This is a genomic window from Paenibacillus aceris, assembly GCF_017874035.1.
Lineage (GTDB): Bacteria > Bacillota > Bacilli > Paenibacillales > NBRC-103111 > Paenibacillus_E > Paenibacillus_E aceris.
Genome location: NZ_JAGGKV010000022.1, coordinates 1 through 20,945 on the forward strand (window position 1 = coordinate 1; position 20,945 = coordinate 20,945).

The 20,945-nt window shown below is 45.6% G+C and carries 14 protein-coding genes; all 14 read left to right on the forward strand.

Translation table 11 applies throughout. The annotated features are described in order from the left end of the window. The first annotated feature begins 276 nt into the window (after positions 1–276). The 14 genes from J2Z65_RS27860 (at position 277) to J2Z65_RS27925 (ending at position 20,929) form a co-directional block, all read left to right on the forward strand. Positions 277–957, forward strand: a complete 681-nt coding sequence (locus tag J2Z65_RS27860; protein WP_167068657.1) for a carboxylesterase family protein — start codon at positions 277–279, stop codon at positions 955–957. A 217-nt stretch (positions 958–1,174) separates the two neighbouring features. Then, positions 1,175–2,794 carry an extracellular solute-binding protein gene (locus J2Z65_RS27865; protein ID WP_167068654.1) on the forward strand — a complete coding sequence of 540 codons (1,620 nt, stop codon included), beginning with the start codon at positions 1,175–1,177 and terminating at the stop codon, positions 2,792–2,794. 123 nt (positions 2,795–2,917) lie between these two features. Further along, entirely contained in the window at positions 2,918–3,826 is a 909-nt protein-coding gene (locus J2Z65_RS27870) for an ABC transporter permease (RefSeq protein ID WP_167068689.1), read from the forward strand. 10 nt (positions 3,827–3,836) lie between these two features. Continuing rightward, positions 3,837–4,718, forward strand: coding sequence for a carbohydrate ABC transporter permease (locus tag J2Z65_RS27875; protein ID WP_167068651.1), 882 nt, complete (start codon positions 3,837–3,839; stop codon positions 4,716–4,718). A 148-nt stretch (positions 4,719–4,866) separates the two neighbouring features. Then, positions 4,867–7,239: a helix-turn-helix domain-containing protein gene (locus tag J2Z65_RS27880; RefSeq protein ID WP_240160084.1), complete on the forward strand. Its 2,373-nt coding sequence runs from the start codon at positions 4,867–4,869 to the stop codon at positions 7,237–7,239. 33 nt (positions 7,240–7,272) lie between these two features. Continuing rightward, positions 7,273–8,895, forward strand: coding sequence for an extracellular solute-binding protein (locus J2Z65_RS27885; protein WP_240160083.1), 1,623 nt, complete (start codon positions 7,273–7,275; stop codon positions 8,893–8,895). Positions 8,896–9,157: 262 nt separating this feature from the next. Then, positions 9,158–9,943 carry a DeoR/GlpR family DNA-binding transcription regulator gene (locus tag J2Z65_RS27890; protein ID WP_167068648.1) on the forward strand — a complete coding sequence of 262 codons (786 nt, stop codon included), beginning with the start codon at positions 9,158–9,160 and terminating at the stop codon, positions 9,941–9,943. Between the two features lie 390 nt (positions 9,944–10,333). Continuing rightward, on the forward strand, positions 10,334–11,833 hold the full coding sequence (locus J2Z65_RS27895) for an ATP-binding cassette domain-containing protein (RefSeq protein ID WP_167068645.1): 1,500 nt from the start codon (positions 10,334–10,336) through the stop codon (positions 11,831–11,833). Positions 11,834–11,849: 16 nt separating this feature from the next. Further along, positions 11,850–12,848: an ABC transporter permease gene (locus J2Z65_RS27900; protein WP_167068642.1), complete on the forward strand. Its 999-nt coding sequence runs from the start codon at positions 11,850–11,852 to the stop codon at positions 12,846–12,848. Positions 12,849–12,914: 66 nt separating this feature from the next. Next, positions 12,915–13,922 (forward strand): ABC transporter substrate-binding protein, encoded by a 1,008-nt coding sequence (locus J2Z65_RS27905; protein ID WP_240160082.1) that lies wholly within the window; start codon positions 12,915–12,917, stop codon positions 13,920–13,922. Positions 13,923–14,076: 154 nt separating this feature from the next. Then, positions 14,077–15,690 carry a response regulator gene (locus J2Z65_RS27910; protein ID WP_167068639.1) on the forward strand — a complete coding sequence of 538 codons (1,614 nt, stop codon included), beginning with the start codon at positions 14,077–14,079 and terminating at the stop codon, positions 15,688–15,690. Next, positions 15,683–17,446: a sensor histidine kinase gene (locus J2Z65_RS27915; RefSeq protein WP_167068636.1), complete on the forward strand. Its 1,764-nt coding sequence runs from the start codon at positions 15,683–15,685 to the stop codon at positions 17,444–17,446. Before J2Z65_RS27910 ends, J2Z65_RS27915 begins: the two co-directional genes overlap by 8 nt. After that, positions 17,443–18,423, forward strand: a complete 981-nt coding sequence (locus J2Z65_RS27920) for a substrate-binding domain-containing protein (protein WP_167068633.1) — start codon at positions 17,443–17,445, stop codon at positions 18,421–18,423. The genes J2Z65_RS27915 and J2Z65_RS27920 overlap by 4 nt, the downstream gene beginning before the upstream one ends. 541 nt (positions 18,424–18,964) lie before the next feature. Then, a complete protein-coding gene (locus tag J2Z65_RS27925) occupies positions 18,965–20,929 on the forward strand; it encodes an ABC transporter substrate-binding protein (RefSeq protein WP_240160081.1) in 1,965 nt (654 codons plus the stop codon). Positions 20,930–20,945: the final 16 nt, after the last annotated feature.

Genomic DNA, 20,945 nt, shown 5'->3' on the forward strand with positions numbered 1-20,945 from the left:
GCTCAAGTTGAATCACGTTGGTGAGCCGTATGCCTTAGTAGGGCACGTGCGGTTCGATAAGGGGGGAGCCATGAGAGTGGTTCCCCTACTTTATTATGTTAGAGTAACAAGTTTAAAAAATTGAACAATTAGTATCCAATATATGGTATTATTGTGTAATCTGTTTGTTTGAAAGGATGATACATAGGATGGCATTTTCGCATGGATCAAAGTTTGTAGGCAACGGGTTTCGCCAAATTTAAGTAAGCAAAGAAGCTTATAGTAGGGGAGATTCATATGCCAATTGACAATCGAAGGCTAGACAAAGTGATTACCAAACGAGTAAATTTGGGCTATCAGTTGTTTGTTCCCACTGCGTATGAAGAGAATTTGGAAAAGAAATGGCCGCTAATCATGTTCCTGCACGGCATTAAAAAACGCGGGGATGATATCCATCTGCTAGATGATTACGGGCTCACATGGATGGCGGAGAAACAAGGTGATTTTAAGTTCTTTGTACTTACTCCGCAATGCCCGGCACTTTCTTCATGGCCTTATGAAAGAGATGGTCTCATTGCCTTATTGGATGAAATTTGTTCCACTTATCAAGTGGATACCGAGCGAATATATTTGACCGGATTCAGTATGGGAGGCAATGGTGCTTGGGACATGGCTGCACATCATCCGGATCGATTTGCTGCGGTTGCTCCGCTTGCCGGTTGGTTTGACGCGCAGAAGGCACACTTGTTGAGCAAAATGCCTGTCTGGACTTTTCATGGCGAAGACGACGATGTTGTTTCGATAAACGGGTCAAAAACGATGGTGGAGGCTCTGCAGCAAAGAGGAGAAGACGTCGCCTTTACGACCTTTCCGGGACTGAAACACTCGATTATGAATGAAGTGTACAATAACCCGGCGCTATTTGATTGGTTCATGAAATATAAAAGACGGCTTGCGGAGGTAAATCGCGAGTCATAGTAAGGCTGCCCGAAGGTCACCCAAGACTTTTCGGTCAGTCTTTTTTTGTTTTTTCAAGCTGATTTTGCGAAATCGACGATTGTTTTGGAGAAATGATCAATTTTCACACATAAATTCATCATGCGTTTTCTCATTTTACTCATATTCTCCTCCTACGCATTGCATTAGGCTTTAGGAAGAGATGCATCTCACCATAACCATAATGGAGGGTCAAAGAATGAAGAAAATGTTAGCTTCAACGATGACCGTCATGTTGATGAGCACAATGATCGCTTGCTCCTCTCAGACGGAAACTGCGCCAGCAACCAAAGAATCGCAATCGTCAGCGGCGGGAACAGCCACGACGTACCCGATTAAAACGGATAAAACACTTACCTACTGGGGCGAGTTAAACGGTAACTTAACTGGAGTCAAAACAACGCATAGCGATGTGCCTTTCTTCCAAGATTGGCAAAAGAAAACCGGCGTGCCGCTTAAATTCACGGCGCCTCCAACAGGGCAAACGAAAGAAGCACTTAACGTCATGCTGGCGTCCGGAGATTTGCCGGATATGATTGAATACAACTTTCTAAGCGACTTCCCCGGTGGGCCTGAGAAAGCGATTAAAGATGGTTACATTCTGAAATTGAATGATTTGATCGATAAATACGCGCCGAATTTAAAGAAATATTTAAAGGAACACCCGGAAGTCGACAAAATGGTCAAAACGGATAACGGCAGCTACTATGCGTTTCCTTTTATAAGAGGGGATGAATACCTTCAAGTTTTCCAAGGTCCGATTATTCGCAAGGATTGGCTGGACGAGCTTGGACTTCCTGTACCGGAAACGATTGATGAGTGGACAACGACGCTCAAAGCGTTCAAAGAGAAGAAAGGCGCAGCCGCACCTCTTTCTTTTATCTCCAAGCCTCGATTCTTTAATGAATCTTATAACGGCGCTTTCTTAGGGGCGTTCGGCATTAACCGCGGTTTCTATCTGGAGAATGGAGAGATTAAATTCGGCCCTGCGGAGAAAGGCTTCAAAGAGTATTTGAGCTTATTCAACAGCTGGTACAAAGATGGTCTTTTAGATAAAAACATTGCCACAGTCGATACGAAAGCGCTGGATGGCAGCTTCGCATCCGGTGGCACCGGCGCGAGTATCGGTAATGCTGGCGGCGGAATCGGCAAGTGGCAGCCACTTGTTCAAGCCAAGGATCCGAAAGCCCAATTGGTCGCAGCTCCGTATCCCGTACTGAAAAAAGGCGACACACCGAAGTTCGGACAAAAGGATAAACCGTATTCCTCCGGCGGTATCGTAGCGATTACATCCAAAGCCAAAGATCCTGAGTTAGCTACGAGATTGCTGGACTACGGCTACAGCGAGGAAGGCCGTATGTTCTTCAACTTCGGAACCGAAGGAGTCAGCTACAAAATGGAGAACGATTACCCGAAATATACGGATCTGCTAATGAAGAATCCGGATAAATTAGCTCCGGCGCAAGCGATGTCGATGTACGTCCGCGGAAGCTACAACGGTCCGTTTATCCAGGATAAACGCTATGCGGAGCAGTTCTTTACGATGCCTTCGCAGCGAGATGCGGTCAATGTTTGGAAGAAAACGGATGCCGACAAATACAGCTTGCCACCACTCACGCCAACACCGGAAGAGAGCTCCGAATATGCGAAAATTATGAATGACATCAATACGTTAGTCGATGAGATGACGCTCAAAATCATTCTGGGCAACGAGCCGGCCAGCCAGTATGAGAGCTACATTGCCAAAATGAAATCGCTCAACCTGGACCGCGCCATAGCGATTCAAAAAGCAGCGCTTGAACGCTACAACAAGCGGTAAGGAAGGGCGAAAAGTAAGAAAGGGAGGGCTTTCTGAAAGCCCTCTCTCCTAATTTGAATTGGGGTGAGGATGAAGATGGAAAGTGCCAGACCGCTAGAGAAAGCGCAGCTCGTTCGGAAAAAAATGGACGTAAACCGCTATGTCCGCGACTTTGTTTTAAATAAATATTTGTATTTGATGATGGTTCCCGTACTTGCTTATTATCTTATTTTCCACTACGCACCGATGTATGGTGCTTTGATCGCATTCAAAGAATATTCGCCTATGAAAGGGATTTTGGGCAGCCCTTGGATCGGTTTTAAACATTTTCAGGACTTTTTTGGCAGTTATTATTTTTGGCGTATTTTGAAAAATACGATTGTCATCTCGTTGTATTCACTCGTTTTTGAGTTTCCGGCGCCAATTATTTTGGCTTTGCTCATCAATGAAGTGCGCAGCAAGATGTTTAAACGTGTAGCGCAAACGATCACGTACATGCCTTATTTTATCTCGATGGTCGTTATTTGCGGGATTATTACGGATTTTACGAATGCGGATGGGGTCATTAATAAAATCGTGATGGCATTCGGCTACGACGGGCAAGCGATGCTGCAGAAGCCGGAATTATTCCGTCCGATCTATATTCTCTCCGAAATTTGGCAGCGAATTGGCTGGGAATCCATCATTTATATTGCCGCTTTAATGGGGATCGACCAGGAGCAGTATGAGGCGGCCCGTATGGACGGGGCAAGCAGATGGAAGCAGATTATTTATATTACTTTGCCGGGGATCATGCCGACCATTGCGATTATGTTTATTTTGCGGATGGGGAATTTGTTGAATGTGGGCTTTGAGAAAATTATTTTGCTGTACAACCCTGTAACGTATGAAACAGCAGACGTGATCTCGTCTTTTGTCTATCGCAAGGGGCTCTTAGAGTTCGGATGGAGCTACAGCTCGGCCGTTGGCTTATTTAACTCGGTCATCAACCTGATCCTCCTGATTACAGCGAATTATATTAGCCGCAAAGTTAACGAAAGCAGTCTATGGTGAGGTGAGGTCTATGAAAAAACAAACAGGTATTCTCGAAAAATTGTTCGATATCTCCATCTATTTGATTCTGATCGCGCTGGTCATTGTCACTTTATATCCCTTGTTATATGTGCTATTCGCCTCGTTAAGCGATGCGGGCCGGTTAGTCGCGCACAAGGGGATTCTGCTCAAATCGCTCGGTTTTAGCTTGGAAGCTTATAAAGGAGTCATGAAAAATCCGGGCATCCTCATCGGCTACCGGAATACGCTGTTCATCGTCGTTGCGGGCGTTACGGTGAACCTGTTGATGACAGCGCTGGGCGCGTATGTGCTTTCCCGTAAAAATGTCATCTGGAACAAGGCGTTCATGCTCATTATCGTGTTCACGATGTTTTTCCATGGGGGCTTAATTCCTTTATATCTTGTTGTCAAAAATGTCGGTTTGCTTGATTCCCTTTGGGCGACGATCATTCCGTTCTCCATCGGTACGTTCAATCTGATCATCATGCGCACAGCGTTTATGTCGATCCCTGACAGCTTGGAGGAGTCGGCCAAAATCGATGGCGCGAACCATTTTACGATTTTGTTCCGTATCATTATTCCGCTTTCCATGCCTGTCATTGCCGTTATGATTTTGTACTATGCGGTGGATAAATGGAACGGTTGGTTCTATGCTTCCGTGTTTATTAAAAGCCGTGATCTGTTCCCGCTGCAGCTTGTTCTCCGAGAGATTCTGATCGCGAATTCAACGGATAGCATGTCGGTTGGCGCAGATGCGGGCGACCGCCACCAGATCGGTGAAACGATTAAATATGCAACGATTGTTGTTGCGACATTACCGGTTCTTTGCATTTACCCGTTCGTTCAACGATTCTTTGTCAAAGGGGTCATGGTCGGTTCTTTGAAGGGGTAAAACGCTTCGAATCCGCTCCAAATAGAGCTTTTGTCAATTGGATTTGTCATTTTGGACATTCCTCCCCTTGCATATAGAGGTATAATATAGGGAAGTGGAGACAATCCCTTCAGACCTATATCGATCATCCAATGGGAGGAGATCCATATTGAACATCGGATTTCTATGGCGAAAAAGAAAAAGCATTATTTTTACTTGGTTAATCTCCTACAGCGCAGTTTTGTTCATCCCTATGATGATGAGCTTAATTATTTATTCACAATCCAGCAACGCGTTAAAAAGCGAGATTCACCGGGCGAATGACTCTTTGCTCAAACAAGTACGTTACACGATTGACGCACAAATCGATTTGATGAAGCGATTGAATATGGAAATCACCTGGAATACGAAGCTTCAATCTTTGATGTACTCCAACATCCGGCAGAGCGACGACCAATTCCTTGCTTTTCAATTAGTGAAAGAATTCAGGATGTATCAAACCTCGTATGCAACGATTGACGAGTTCTATGTGACTTGGGACCAGAACTCCTCAATTCTACGGCCTGGTAATGTCAGGGATATGAAAACAGCTTTTGATACGATTCACAACACGGGCACGCTTCGTTATGAGCAGTGGCTCGATACGATCAACAACGCGGCTAATAACCAGTTTCTCTTGCTGCCTCATTCCGATGCCGACAGCCCTCAAACCTCGATTGCGTACATTGCGCATTTGCCCAAAGATTTGAATGGGAAACAAACGGGGACCGTCGTCGTGATGGCGGATTTGGCGCGATTTCAGAAGGCAATGGAAACGATTTCCGGCTTTAGCGGCGGGCAAATCTTAATACTTAACCATGACAATCAAGTTCTGCTTTCCAATCTTCCTGTGTCGGTCAATAAAAACCTGATTCTGGAGCAAGCGCTCGATCCGGATCATGTGGCGTATTCGCCGGCGAAGAACGGGGATTCAGAACTCTTTTATATGCAATCGGCTGTATCTGATTTGAAGTACGTGTTGGTAATCCCTAGTCGGATTTATTGGGAGAAAGCGGAATATGTCCGTAACTTCACCTATGTCAGCATCCTCATCTCGCTTATTGGCGCAGGTGTGTTAACTTGGTTTTTCATGCGCCGCAACTATTCGCCGATTCAACGGCTTGTTCAGTCGCTTTCGGACAAGCATTCGGCGGAGGAACGAACAGACGGGAATGAGCTGAGCTTCATTCAGCGAGCCATATCGGATACCCGCAGCGAAAAGGATCAAATTGCGCTGCAATTGCAGTCGCATCAATATGTGCTGCGCTCGAATATGCTGAATCGGCTCCTGAAAGGGAAGATCGATACGCTCATTTCATATGAAGAGGCATTCAAATCGTTCCATATGGAACTGATTTCCAACGAGTTTGCGGTTATTTTATTTGCCGTTGAGAATAACGAGAAGCTTTCCTCCAATTTGCCGGGTATGGACATGAATGAAAGGCGAAAGCTGATTCAATTCATTATCACCAACGTGGTAGAAGAATTAGTCGGTCATCGTCATCATGCCGGATACGTCGCGGAGGTCGATGATATGATGGTTTGTTTAGTCAATTTTGCTGAAAATGAAGCGGCTGAGCGGAAGGAAGATCTGAGCTGGATTGCCGCTGAAGCTCAGCGGTTTTTACTTCGTTTTCACATGGATCTCACGATCTCCATCGGAGGCATACATTCCTCTTTGTTTGGTGTAGCCCAGGCCTACAGTGAATCTTTGGACGCGATGGAATACAAGATGGTTCGAGGGAAAAGGGAGATCATCACTTATGATGAAATCCGGATCGATTCTGCGGATAAGCTGCCTCTGGGCTACTATTATCCGCTTCAAGTGGAGCAGCAAATTATCAATTTAATCAAAATTGGCGATTTCGAGCAGGCGTCTTCCAGTATGAATGAGATTATGGAACGGAATTTCAATAAGCCTCTCGTTTCGCTGACGCTGGCTAGATGTTTAATTTTTAATCTAGTCGGAACGATGGTGAAGGCGATTAATGAGCTTGGTGACGGAGAAAGCCGTTTGCTAGGGGACAATCCGCTGTGGATGGACTCCATTATCGCATGCGATACGATACTCGAAATGCAGCAGGAGCTTCTGACTTTGCTCAAAGAAGTGTGTGCGTACGCAGCCGCCAAGATGGAGACAAATTTAACGAAAGAGCGAGCAGAGACTCTGCGAGAGCTGATCGCGAATGTGACCCGCTATATTGAGGAGCATTATCAGGATGCGAATCTCAATGTCAATACGATCGGTGAACGCTTCGAGCTCAAGGGGAGCTACGTTTCGAAGCTTTTCAAGGATGGAACCGGCGAAGGATTGTTGGATTATATTACGAAATTCCGGATTCAGCAGGCTAAGCGAATGATTGGCTATAAGCAGGACTCGATCTCAGAAATTGCCAAGTCCGTCGGGTATAATGAAGTGGCCACTTTCATTCGTGTTTTCAAAAAAAATGAGGGGATAACGCCCGGAAAATACAAGGAAATGCACGGATCCGCACGGAGTTGAACTGCTAGATCCCAGCTTATGGAGGTTCGCCTGATGATATTACGTAAACAATTCTGCTTCCTGATTATGGCGATAGGCGTCCTCGCGCTATCAGCCTGTACATCTGTTTTTCCTTCTGATAGACCTGGACCGACAGCCCCGCACAACGAAGCTGCCGAGGGAGCGGATCAATCTGATACAGCCAAGAAAACTTTAACCTATTGGGCGGAGCTTAACGGCAATGCGGCAAGTGTAAAGCCGAGTACACAAGATGTACCCTTTTTTCAAGAGTGGCAAAAAAGAACGGGAGTCCGCCTCAAGTTTATCCAGCCCCCGGCGAATCAGGCCAAAGAAGCAATGAATGTGCTGCTGGCGTCAGGGGACTTGCCGGATATGATGGAATATGAGTGGGACAGCCATCCGGGAGGCCCGGACAAGGCGATCAGCGACGGATATATCTTGAGATTGAATGACCTTATCGACAACTATGCGCCTAATCTCAAGAAATATTTAGCGGAGCATCCGGATGTAGACAAGCAGGTCAAAACGGACAACGGCAGCTATTATGTCTTTCCGTTCATTCGCGGCGATGAGCTGCTGCGGACATATCAAGGTCCGATTATCCGCAAGGACTGGCTTGATGAGCTGGGGCTTCAGACGCCGACGACAATGGATGAGTGGTACATCGTATTAAAAGCTTTTAAAGAGAAGAAAGGCGTCGAGGCGCCGCTAACATTTTTGGGCGTACCGAATCCGCTATTCGGCATTGAAGGCGGTGCTTTCGTTGGCGCTTTCGGGATTAAGAAAGGCTTCTACTTGGATAAGGGACAAGTGAAATTTGGCCCGATGGAGCAAGGCTACAAACAATTTCTCGCAACGTTCCATCAATGGTATGCAGAGGGGCTGCTGGACAGAAATATTGCCACGGTAGATACCAAAACCATGGATTCAAATATGATTACAGGACGAAGCGGTGCAACAGTCTGGAATGCCGGCGCAGGAATCGGTAAATGGCAGCCTATCGTGGAAGAGAAGGAAAAAGGCGTCCTGTTCGCAGCCGCTCCTTACCCAGTTCTGAAAAAAGGCGATAAGCCGGAGTTCGGCCAACGCAGCTATGCCTATGTAGGAACAGGCGGTGTAGCAATTTCGAGCAAAAGCAAAAATGCGGAAGCAGCCGCCAAGCTGCTCGATTATGGGTACAGCGAGGAAGGTCACATGTTGTTCAACTTCGGCATCGAGGGAACGAGCTACACCATGGAAGAAGGATATCCAACGTACTCCGATTTTATTTTACGCAACCGCGATAAGCTGGCGCCGTCCCAAGCGCTGGCGATGTATACGCGGGCGAGCTATTTTGGTCCCTTTGTTCAAGATATCCGATACATGGAGCAATATTATACATTGCCTCAACAAAGATCGGCTGTTCTGGATTGGTCGAATACGAATGTCGACGAACATATGATGCCGCAGATTCCGAAAACGGAGCTCGAAAGCGCGGAGCTTTCCTCCATTATGAACGATGTCATGACACTGGTTGACGAGATGTCTTTAAAAATAATTCTCGGCGTAGAATCCGTAGACACTTTTGATAGTTATGTGAGCAAAATCAAATCTTCCAAAATCGATCGTGCTTTAGAGATCCAGAAGCTGGCTATCAAACGCTATGAGAAACGTTAATCTGAAAATGTTGACACTGCTTGCTTAAACTTGCTACCATATGAGTTAGAAACGTATCGTAGGTCAATTAATCTCAAATGACAGCGGATGAGCGATGCATGTACCGTCAATGGAAGCATTCATTTCATTGTTGGCACATGCTTCTTTGTTTAGACTGTTTCTATTCCTGGCCGTTATTATTCATGAGGACGGATAGGCAAATTAGGAAGAAAGCCCTATAATTACGTTATGCTATTCGAAGTTGACCAGGAGGAAGGGTACCATGTCATTAATCGGTGAAGAGCGTAAAGACTATATATTAAACCTTCTTAATCTGGAGGGCAAAGTTAAGACGACCGACTTAGTGGAGAGTCTCAACGTTTCTTCTGAAACGATCCGCCGATATCTCGAGGAATTGGAAGATGAGAATAAACTGAAGCGGGTTTACGGCGGTGCCGTGAAGATTAATATCTCGCGCGAGGAGCCATCCCATCTTAAGCGAGAAATTTTGCATGCCGATGAAAAGAAAATGATAGGCCGCAAAGCTGCGACATTAGTGGAAGACAATGAGGTCATTTTCATCGATGATGGTTCAACGACACTGCATATCATCGATTATTTGCTAAATAAGAAGAACATTACCGTGCTCACGAATTCCGTTCCAGCACTTTATCTGCTCATCGATTATAAGAACAAAGAGCTGCTTTCCGGTGATATTTTCTTTATCGGGGGCAAGGTAAGCCCTTTACAGTCGCGTGTTGTCGGCTCAATGGCTGAAAAGATGATCGAGAACTTTTATGTGGATAAAGCGTTTATTTCGATTGATGGGATTATGTTGGACAAAGGGATTACCGCTTTCGACGAAGATCGAGGTCAATTTGCCAAAAAATTGATTGAACAGTCGAAGATCAACATTGTGGTAACGGACCATTCGAAATTTGGACAAGTGCAATTTTATAAGATTGCTGATTTGAACAAGATCGATATTATCGTTAGCAATGTAGGCGCTCCCAAGGAGTGGAAGGACCAATTGGAGCAGAAGGATATTACCTGGCTTCAAGCGGAATAAAGTTCAGTAAGATGAGGAGCCGAAAGGCTCCTTTTTCATTTATGTAGGAATTACGTTGTCTGTTGGGGAACTACAGGGCTCTTATTTTGCCAAAACCATCCCTTTGCGTGTGATCCGCTATTTCATCATTTTGGCGGCTATTTGGACGATAGGGGTTGAGTAAGACCCTGTAGTTCCCCTCCGCCCCCCCCGAAATTCCGCTTTTCGCCTAAATAAGGGAATGGTGTTTCCCTATTAAGGGCGGGGCATCCATGCGCTCGTCCGAGCAACGTCCGAAACCCACCGTATATTCGGTAATTATTCGACTTTTTTAAGAAAATACTCCACTCACAAATTAAGCGTTTACAGCTAATATGAAGACAGTAAACGATATCGAGGTGAACAACAGCAGTGATACAACCACTCGTCCAAATGGAAAAGATCGACAAATATTTCCCCGGTGTACAGGCGCTTTCAGGTTGTCAATTTGAATTAAACCCAGGTGAGGTCCATGCTTTAGTCGGTGAAAATGGGGCAGGAAAATCGACGATGATGAAAATCTTAACCGGCATCTATCAGAAAGACGGCGGACGCCTCCTGTTAAAAGGTCAAGAGGTTCAGATCCCGGATACGAAGTCAGCCCAATTGCTCGGCATCAGCATCATTCATCAGGAGCTCAATTTAATTCCCGATTTGACGATTGCGCAAAATATGTTCATTGGCCGGGAGCCGCGCAAATCACTGCCATTTTTACTTGATGAGAAAAAAATGAACGACGACACGGCAGCGCTCCTGCAACAGCTCAATCTGAATTTGGATCCGCGTATGAAAATATCGGAGCTTAGCGTAGCGAAGCAGCAAATGATTGAGATTGCCAAAGCATTGTCTTTCCATTCCGAAGTGCTAATCATGGATGAACCTACAGCGGCTCTGACAGAAACGGAAATTAACGAATTGTTCCGGATGATTGAGAAGCTGCGCGGAAACGGCGTAGGCATTGTTTACATTTCCCACCGCATGGAAGAGCTTAGAAAAATTAGCGACCGTATCACCGTCATGCGCGATGGCCGTTACATTGCTACTGTGAAAACGAAGGAAACCTCCATGGATATGATCATTTCGATGATGGTGGGCAGAGAAATCCAAGTCGAGAAGCGCCCGCATCTGCAAGCCGGGTCGAAGCAGAACATCTTGGAAGTCAGGAACCTCAGCAGAGGGAATGCTTTCAAGGATATTAGCTTTACTGTGCATGCCGGTGAAATTGTAGGGGTTGCCGGTTTGATGGGGGCGGGACGAACCGAGGTAGCCCGTGCGATATTTGGTGCGGATCGTATGGATAAGGGCGAGATTTATATGAACGAAAAGAAAGTAAGCATTCGCGGCACCCATGATGCAGTGAAACACGGCATCGGTTATTTGTCGGAAGATCGCAAGCGCTATGGGTTGGTCGTGGATATGGAGGTTGGGGCTAATATTGCGCTGCCCTCCTTAAGGAAATTCCGAAACCGTTTCGGTTGGATGAAAGATGGCACAGTCGAACAGGTAGCTGGGCACTATGTGGAAGCTCTGAAAATAAAAACGCCAAATGTGCAGCAAAAAGCAAAGTTTCTGTCAGGAGGCAATCAGCAGAAGGTTGTTATTGGAAAATGGCTGCATCGTGACTGTCAGGTGCTCATCTTCGATGAGCCGACAAGAGGCATCGATGTGGGTGCAAAATCGGAGATTTACGCGCTGCTCGAGGATTTGGCCAAGCAAGGGAAAGCCATTCTTATGATTTCATCCGAGCTGCCCGAGATTCTGCGTTTAAGCCATCGTGTACTGGTGATGTGCGAGGGTAGAATAACCGGCGAGCTTCCAGGGGAACTGGCCAATCAAGAAGAGATCATGAGATTAGCGACAAGCCGCATTTAAGAAAGGAAGGTCATATATGCAATTAAGCAGTTTGAAAGTTTCAAAGCCAACTATTCGTAAGACTGCCGCAACACAGAAACTTTTAGCTTTCGCGAGTTTGGCGCTTTTAGTGGTTATTTTCTCAGTATCCTCCAGCAATTTCCTGCAATTTACCAATATCGTCGGAATTCTCCTATCTACAGCTGTTATCGGCGTGCTGGCGCTAGGCTCGACCTTCGTCATTATAGCAGGCGGCATCGATCTTAGTGTCGGTACGGTCATGACTTTCGCTGCCGTAATGACCGGAGTATTCATTACCAACTGGCATTTGCCGATTCCAATCGGAATTCTGGCGGGAATTTTAACGGGTGTTCTCTGCGGACTATTCAGCGGTGTTGCCGTGGCCAAGATGAATATCCCGCCGTTTATTGCGACGCTTGCCGTTATGATGATGACGAAAGGGTTGTCGCTCGTCATTTCCCATGCCAAACCGATTTATTTTAATGAAACGCCGGCATTTCGTGAAATCGTGATGGGGACGGCGCTGGAGAAAATAATTCCGGGCTTTGCAGTGCCCAATGCCATCCTGATTTTTTTCGGGTTAGCGATCATTTCGAGCTTGGTGTTGACCAAGACGGTTATTGGGCGCTATAACTTCGCCTTAGGCAGCAATGAAGAAGCGACGCGATTATCCGGCGTTAACATTCATTTTTGGAAAATTTCCATTTATGTGCTGACCGGCTTATTCAGCGGGATTGCAGGAGTCATGATTGCTTCAAGATTAGATTCGGCGCAGCCTGCACTTGGAATGGGGTATGAATTGGAGGCCATCGCGGCCGTCGTCATTGGGGGCACTTCGTTAAGCGGGGGCCAGGGGTCTATTCTGGGAACGGTCATTGGTGCTCTGATTATGAGTGTGATGACGAATGGATTAAGGATCTTATCCGTTCCTCAAGAATGGCAAACGGTTATCGTAGGTATCGTGGTTTTACTCGCGGTATATGCAGACATCTTGCGTCGGCGCAAAGCGAGATAGTGGTATTCGGTATTCATTCTTTTTAAGAATTAATATACCAATTTCATGTAAAAGGGAGACGACAAAATGAAAAACAAAATGGGTAAACTTGTCATGGTCACCGCTGCACTTACACTTTCTGCATCTCTTCTGGCTGCTTGCGGCTCAAGCTCAACGACGGGCACAACAACTTCATCAACGGCAAAACCAGCTTCTTCCAACAGTACAAAGCCTTATATTCCTGTAATCTCCAAAGGCTTTCAACACCAGTTCTGGCAAGCGGTGAAACAAGGAGCAGAAAAGGCGGCGAAGGAGTTTGACGTGACCATTACGTTCGAAGGTCCTGAAACGGAAGCGCAAGTGGATAAACAGATTGAAATGCTGCAAGCTGCTTTAGATAAAAAGCCTACCGCGATCGCATTCGCAGCGCTGGATAGCAAAGCGTCCGTCTCACTCCTGCAAAAGGCGAAATCGGCGAATATTCCGGTGATCGGCTTCGACTCCGGCGTAGACAGCGATATTCCTGTCACGACGGCAGCAACGGATAATAAGAAAGCAGCAGCGCTCGCCGCTGACAAAATGGCCGAGAAGATCGGCGATGCAGGCGAAGTCGCCCTAGTCGTACACGACCAAACGAGCCGCACCGGCGTTGACCGCAGAGACGGCTTCGTGGAACAAATGAAAGCGAAGCATCCCAACATTAAAATCGTTGACATTCAATACGGCGGCGGCGACCAATTGAAATCAACCGATTTGGCAAAGGCGATCATTCAAGGACATCCGAACCTGAAGGGCATTTTCGGGGCCAATGAAGGCTCGGCAATCGGTGTCGTCAACGCGGTTACGGAGCTCAAAAACGATAAGATCGTCATTATCGGCTATGACTCCGGCAAGGCGCAAATCGATGCGATTAAGAGCGGTAAAATGGCCGGAGCCATTACACAGGATCCAATCGGTATCGGGTACTGGTCTGTCAAAGCGGCAGTCATGGCAAGCAAAGGTGAAAAAGTAGAGAAATCCATCGATACGGGCTTCCACTGGTATGATAAAAATAATATAGATTCGGCTGAAATCAAGGCGCTGCTTTATAACTAAGAATGAGGATGCGTTGTGGATATGGCAGAGGTTGCTCCTACGCGGGCAGCCTCTTTTTCCAAAAGAAATTCATACGGACGAAAAGGAAATGTAAGCGCTATTCTCGAATAACAGTGTGATGTTTAAGTGAATTTGTTGATTCAGAGGTGGTACGATGTATACCCTTATTATTGTTGACGACGAAGAAGCGGTACGCGAGAGCATTCGCGGGAAAATGAATTGGGAGACTCATGGATTTGAATTGATCGGCTCCTACGGTGATGGCAGAGAGGCTTGGGATTCCCTTGAGTTCCGGGTGCCTGATGTCATTATTACGGATATTTCGATGCCCCATATGGATGGGCTTGCTCTGGCTGCCGCTGTTGCCGATCGATACCGGGATGTTACCGTCATCATCATGACAGGGTTCGGAGAATTCGAATATGCCAAACAGGCCGTAAAGCTCAAAGTGTACGATTATGTAATGAAACCCGTCAGCCATCAAGAATTTACAGGCATATTACATCATTTAAAAAAAGAACTGGATGACAAACGTTTAAGGAATGAAGATGTTTCCAGGCTGCAAAGTCAATTAAATATGAGCCTACCTTTGCTTCGGGAGCAGTTTCTGGAGCGGATGGTCTCGAGTGAAGTGAAGAAAGATGAGATCCAGAATAAATTTGCAATGTTTCATTTATCGCTTTCCGGACCTTACTATGTGGCGTTAACGCTAGACGTGGAAGAGTTTTTGTATCATTTTGAAGCGAAAATAAGCTCGGAGACCGAATTGCTGCGGTTTGCCGTTTATAATATCGTTCATGAAATCTTTGAGTTAGAACAGGGAGGCATTGTCTTTCGAACTAGAGACGAAAAGATCGGCATTATTTTTGCCGGTGAGCTGCCATCTCTTTCATTATCTGTTCAGAAATATGCGGAGCAAGCCGCAAGTAGCATTGAAAAGTATGTGAAGGTTCGTGTGTCTTTTGGAATCGGCAGGCCTTATCCTAGGATGGAGGAGCTGTCTAAATCGTATTCAGAAGCGGTTTCCGCGCTCGACTACCGTTTTCTGGTCGGCAAAAATAAGATTATCTCCATCGAAGATATCGTGCATGGCAAAGACCAGCTGCAGGTGCATCATGCAGAATGGGAACGCAAGTTGATCGCTGCGCTGAAAACGGGCAACAAAGAGCAGTTCGCCAAACTGCTTGGCGACTGGATCAATGAGCTGCGCGCTTCGCAGTCGTCGGTAGATCGCTGCTATATTTATGTGCAAAGATTTTTGGTTTCGATTATTCAATTATTTGAGGATTCCGGTCATGACGCCATGGAGGCAGCGGATATTCTGGGGCAGGTTCGAGCTTACAAAACACTGGATGAAGTAAAAGTGTGGTTGGAATCGTTATGTATGCAGCTGTTTGAACAGGTGATTTTGAAGATGGCGCAGGATGTAGACTCTCTGCTGTCTCGGTCTGAAGAGTATATTTTGGAAAACTATCAGGATGAGAATTTGTCGCTTGGTGACGTCGCCCAGCATGTGTATATGAGTATGAATTATTTCAGCGGACTGTTCAAACAAAAGAAAGGCCAATCCTTTATCGAATATGTCACCCAGATCCGGCTTGCGAAGGCGAGGGAACTGCTGTCGGAGACGAACTTGAAAGCCTATGAAATTGCATTGAAGGTGGGATATGGCGATCCTCAATATTTCAGCGTTATTTTCAAACGTCATCACGGGATGACGCCCAAAGAATTCAGAGCCGTAAGTAGAGAGGGGATCTCTCTTGAATAAGAGGCGTTTTTTTAGATTTAAAAGTATTCATACGAGCATAGCAGTCGCCTTTTCCTGTTTGATCATCGGTACCACCTTTATTTTGAGTTATAACACGTACCGCCAATCGTCGGATTCCGTTACGGAAAACTCCGTGCAGTACACGAAAGAACTCGTCAATCAGGTTGGCACGACCATCGAGACGTATATTGACAATATGAAAAGTATCTCCTCTCTTTTATATAATAACGGACAAATCGGGCAGTATTTGACAATGTCAGATCCTCATTCCGCGGTGGGGCAAAGCTTAGTTAATGCCATCGAAAGCTCCTTGCACGTCATCGTTCAGTCTAGAAATGACATTAGCGCCATTCTATTTGTAGGCTCAAACGGTGCGGTAATCTCCGACAGGGAGCAAAGCTCTGTGAAAAGCTACCCTGAATTAATTGCTCAGGATTGGTATACGAAAGCAAAGAACGGCTCCATCAATATATCTTCCTCTGAAGTAGAGCATGTCTATCGGAACCAATATCCCTGGGTTATCTCCATGAGTCAACAATTTCGGGGCAATGATCATTTGGACAAGACCGGCGTGCTGTTGGTCAATCTGAATTACAATATCATTAATGACCTCTGCAGCCATATTCAACTGGGGAAGAGAGGCTATGTATTCATTGTCAATTCCGAAGGAGATCTCGTCTACCATCCTCAGCAGCAGATCATACATACGAATTTGAAAAGCGAACCCATCGCAGACATTTTAGCCTCGGAAGACGGCCAGCTTTCTTTGGAGGAAAATCAGCATAAGAAAATCTTATCGATCCGAACGACGAATTTCGGTTGGAAAATTGTCGGTGTCACTTATCCCGAAGAGCTTGTTGGCAATAAGAAGAAAATACAGTTGTCCACCGTTTTGTGGGGCAGTATTTGTTTAATTATCGCGCTGGGTATTTCCATTGTGCTGTCTTTTACACTAAGCAGGCCGATTAAAAAACTGGAAGCGCATATGAAGCAGGTGGAGCAAGGGGATTTTGATATCCGGGCGGATATTACGCAAGCCGATGAGATAGGGAAATTAGCGAGAACCTTCAATGTCATGATTGTGAAAATAAAAGACTTGATGAAGCAAATTGTTCATGAAGAGGCGCTGCTTAGGACGAGTGAAATCAAAGCGCTGCAATCTCAGATTAATCCGCATTTTCTATATAACACGCTGGAATCGATCATTTGGATGGCGGAAACGAACAAAATGAGAGATGTCGTAAACATGACCATGGCGCTATCCAAAATGCTGCGCTACAGCATCGGAAAAGGGGAACAAGAGGTTCCCATCTCGATGGAAATGGAGCATTTATCCAACTATCTCACGGTCCAGTCGATGCGCTATACCAACAAATTTTCGTATGAGATCGAGGTTGAGCCAGCGCTTCATGCTTGCCGGATCTTAAGGATCGTTTTGCAGCCGCTGGTTGAGAATGCGATTTATCATGGGATTAGACGAATGGAAGAACACGGTCATATCGGCATTCACGGCCGAATGGTCGATGGTGTCATTCAAATTACAGTTAGCGACAATGGATTAGGTATGGATAAAGCCAAGTTGCAAGCTTTGTTGGGACCTTCCAAGGATCATGGACTTGGTGTATGGAATGTGCATCACCGCATTCAATTGTTTTATGGCGCAGCGTATGGTTTGTCTTTCGAAAGCGAACCGGAAGAGGGGACGACGGTAACCCTGCGGATTCCAAGTTCGGTGATGGAGGTGAAAGACGAATGAAGCGTTGGTACTTCTTGGTTGTCGTTGCCATCTTGTTTATCTTTATTTATGTGTACGGCTTGAAGGTTTCCGGTAAAAATAGTCAGTCCATCGTTTTTGTGCCCAAGACGATCGATAAGCGGATCGAGTTCTGGCAGGTCGTCGAGCAAGGCGTCAATGCCGCTGCCGCAGAAATGGGAAGTGAAGTGAAAGTTGTCGGCACGGATACGGAAAAAGATGTCGATGGCCAAATTCGACTCTTGCGCGAGGTGATGGCACAGAAGCCGAAGCCGAAGGCGATTGTGCTGGCGGCTTTGGATTATGAGCGTACTGTGCCAATTGCGAATGAAATTGTAAAAGCGGGAATCCCCTTAATTACTTTGGATTCGGGCCTCAAAGGAGGCATTTCCAAGTCCCTTATTGCCACGGATAATGTGGTAGCGGGCAAAAAAGCGGGAGAAGCGCTAATCGAGGCGCTGCCGAGTAAAGGCCAGGTCGCCATTATAAACTTTATCAAGGGATCTTCCACATCAATTGAAAGAGAAAACGGTCTGCGGGATGCCATTCAAAAGGACAAGGGCTTTCAAATCCTGGATACCTACTATAGTGAGGGTTCCTCGGATAAGGCGTATGACATTACGAAACAACTGCTGACGGATTATCCGAATTTGAAAGGCATTGTCGGATTAAATGAGCCCTCGGCTCTTGGCGCAGCGAAGGCGCTTCGTGATTGGAGGCAGCCTGGCGAGGTGAAGCTTATTGGCTTCGACAGCTCCATGGAAGAAATCGGATTCCTGGAGGAGGAAATCATGCAGGCAATGATCGTCCAGAAGCCGTTCAATATGGGCTATATGGCTTTAAAGACAGCGATTCTGTTGAGCAATGGCCAGAAGGTCGAGGGGAGGATCGATACCGGCTCGGAAGTGATCTGGAAAACGAACATGTATACGAAGCCGAATCAAAAGCTGCTGTTTCCAATCCTGGATAAGCGTCCCTAGCGGATGCATTCAGGATTTTTTTTCTTTTTCCTCTCAGAGCTGTGACCCATTCGGATTATGACGAATTTAATCTAAAAATGACGATTGTTTAGCGGGTTTATCCGACTATTTTCGACACTATTTTCTTCCAAAAAAAGCTGTTGCAATTTTCATAAATCCACTGTACGATACAGATAATTGATTTGGTTAAGCGCTTACATTTGTAGTTGGCCACGATTAAATCGGTTTAACATTGAAGCTATTCGAAATGTTTTGTGTAAGAATCCCCTCGAAAAGGGGAAGCGCTTTTCACCATGGATGTAATTAAACCGGTTTAATACATTGTTTTCACGAGGGCTATTATGCGTTCTCCATTACTCATACATGCAATTAAACCGGTTTAATCCTACATAAACAGCTATGTTTTCTTGTATGCGAAGTCCCTTCGTCATTTTTATTAAACCCGTTTAATGTTTAATTTGTCTAGGAGGTGAAAGGGAACCATTTTCCAGTAAGCTGCTAGGAAGATTGAAGTACCAGATTAGTCATGGAGGGGATAAGTTTGAAAACAAACAGAATGTTTTTGGGCATGATGTTGATGGTTTTTGCAATTGTTTTTGCGGCGTGTGAGAGTGAAAGCGAAAGTAGTCCAAAGGCGAGTTCAGCCGTTACAACGGCTCCCATTGCGTCATCTCAGGCAAAGACAGATGCATTTAAAGAAGCCCCTATGTTAACCAAGCTTGTGAGCGCGGGTACGTTGAAGCCTGTAGCGGAGCGGATGCCCGTCAAAGAAGATATCATGGTGGAAAAAGTATTAGACGAAATCGGGAAATACGGCGGAGATTGGAAGATGCCTTGGGGCGGACCTAACGATCGCTGGGCTGTTGGCCAACCTACAGAGGAAGCGCTTTTCCGCTTTAATAAGGATGGAAGTACGGTTGAACCAAACGTGGCCAAAAGCTATGAAGTCAATAAAGATTCAACGGAGTTCACGATCCATTTACGAAAAGGTATGAAGTGGTCAGATGGGGAGCCTTTTACAGCCGATGATGTCCTGTTCTATTGGGAGCATATGCTCACGAAAGAAACCTTTGGCAAAAAAATCTATGACGCATATTACTCCGTTGACCCTGTTACAGGGGAGAAAGCTTTGGCTAAAGTAACCAAAGTTGATGATTACACATTTAAAGTGGTTCATAAATATCCAAGTGTGCAGTTCCTGGAACGCGTTGCGATTGATAACAAATGGTTCTTCGCACCGGCGCATTTCCAAAAAACGATACTGCCCGAATTTGTCGGTCAGGAGAAAGCGCTTGAAATCGCAAAAAAATGGGGCTTTGAAGATGTGAAATCTTTCCTGGTCGCAACGGGCTACTACTATTGGGTAAATCCTCAAATCCCGACCTTAAGAGCGTGGGTAGCTAAAAATGATCCGAATAGTGATCAGTTTATTATGGAGCGCAATCCTTATTACTGGAAAACAGACAAAGACGGAAATCAACTGCCTTACATGGACCGTATCGTAGCTACCAAAGTTCAGGATCCCGCACAAAGAGTTCTTGGCGCATTAGCGGGAGATTATAATCTTCTTGATTTTGATTTTAAAGACTTCACAGTATTGAAAGAAAATGAGAAAAAGGCAGGGTTCCGGGTATTGCCTTGGACGACGCCAACATGGTCAAGTGCGGGTCTTCAGTTTAATCAAACCATTCCTGACCCTAACCTGCGCAAGCTGTTCCAGGATATCCGATTTAGAGAAGCTGTTTCCGTTGCGGTCGACCGTAAAGAAATCTCAGAGATCGTTACGAATGGTTTAGGCGCTCCTCAACAGGCATCAGTGCCGGAGGGACTGACCGGGTACCAACAAGGCTGGGCAGATCAGTGGAGTAAATTTGATCAGTCGCGAGCGAATCAACTTCTGGATGAATTAGGTCTGACTAAACGGGATAAGAACAATTTCCGTTTAAATGCGGACGGATCTGATTTAACCATCACAATTATTGAACCGAATACGAATACGGCAACTTTCTTGGAATTAATCAAAAAATATTATGAGCAAGTTGGCCTTAAGGTAGATCTGAAAGTGGTGGATCTAGGTACTCACAATGATCTCAAATACGCGAATAAGATTCCAGTAACAACAGAGAATATTTCTCTTGTCAATGTAGCTTTCCGACCTGACACTTTAGTGCCTCTGAGAGTATTGACACCTTGGCTTGGAAATTACGGATTGTATACGTCCTCCAATGGAAAAGACGGGGTAAAACCCGAAGGCGATGTAGCGTTAATTTTGGATTACTGGAATAAAGTTAAATCGTCTACAAGCAAAGAGGAAATCACCAAATGGAGTAATGAAATTATTAAACTTCATCAAAAGAATCAGTGGCTTATTGGTTATGCAGGCCCAACACCAAAACTGATTGTTGCATCGAACAAAATAGCTAATGTACCTAAGGAATTGGTTTATGCAGACGAATTCCGAAGCATAGGGCATGCTCATCCTTCGCAATTCTTTATCAAGCAATAAGATAGTCCTTTACGAA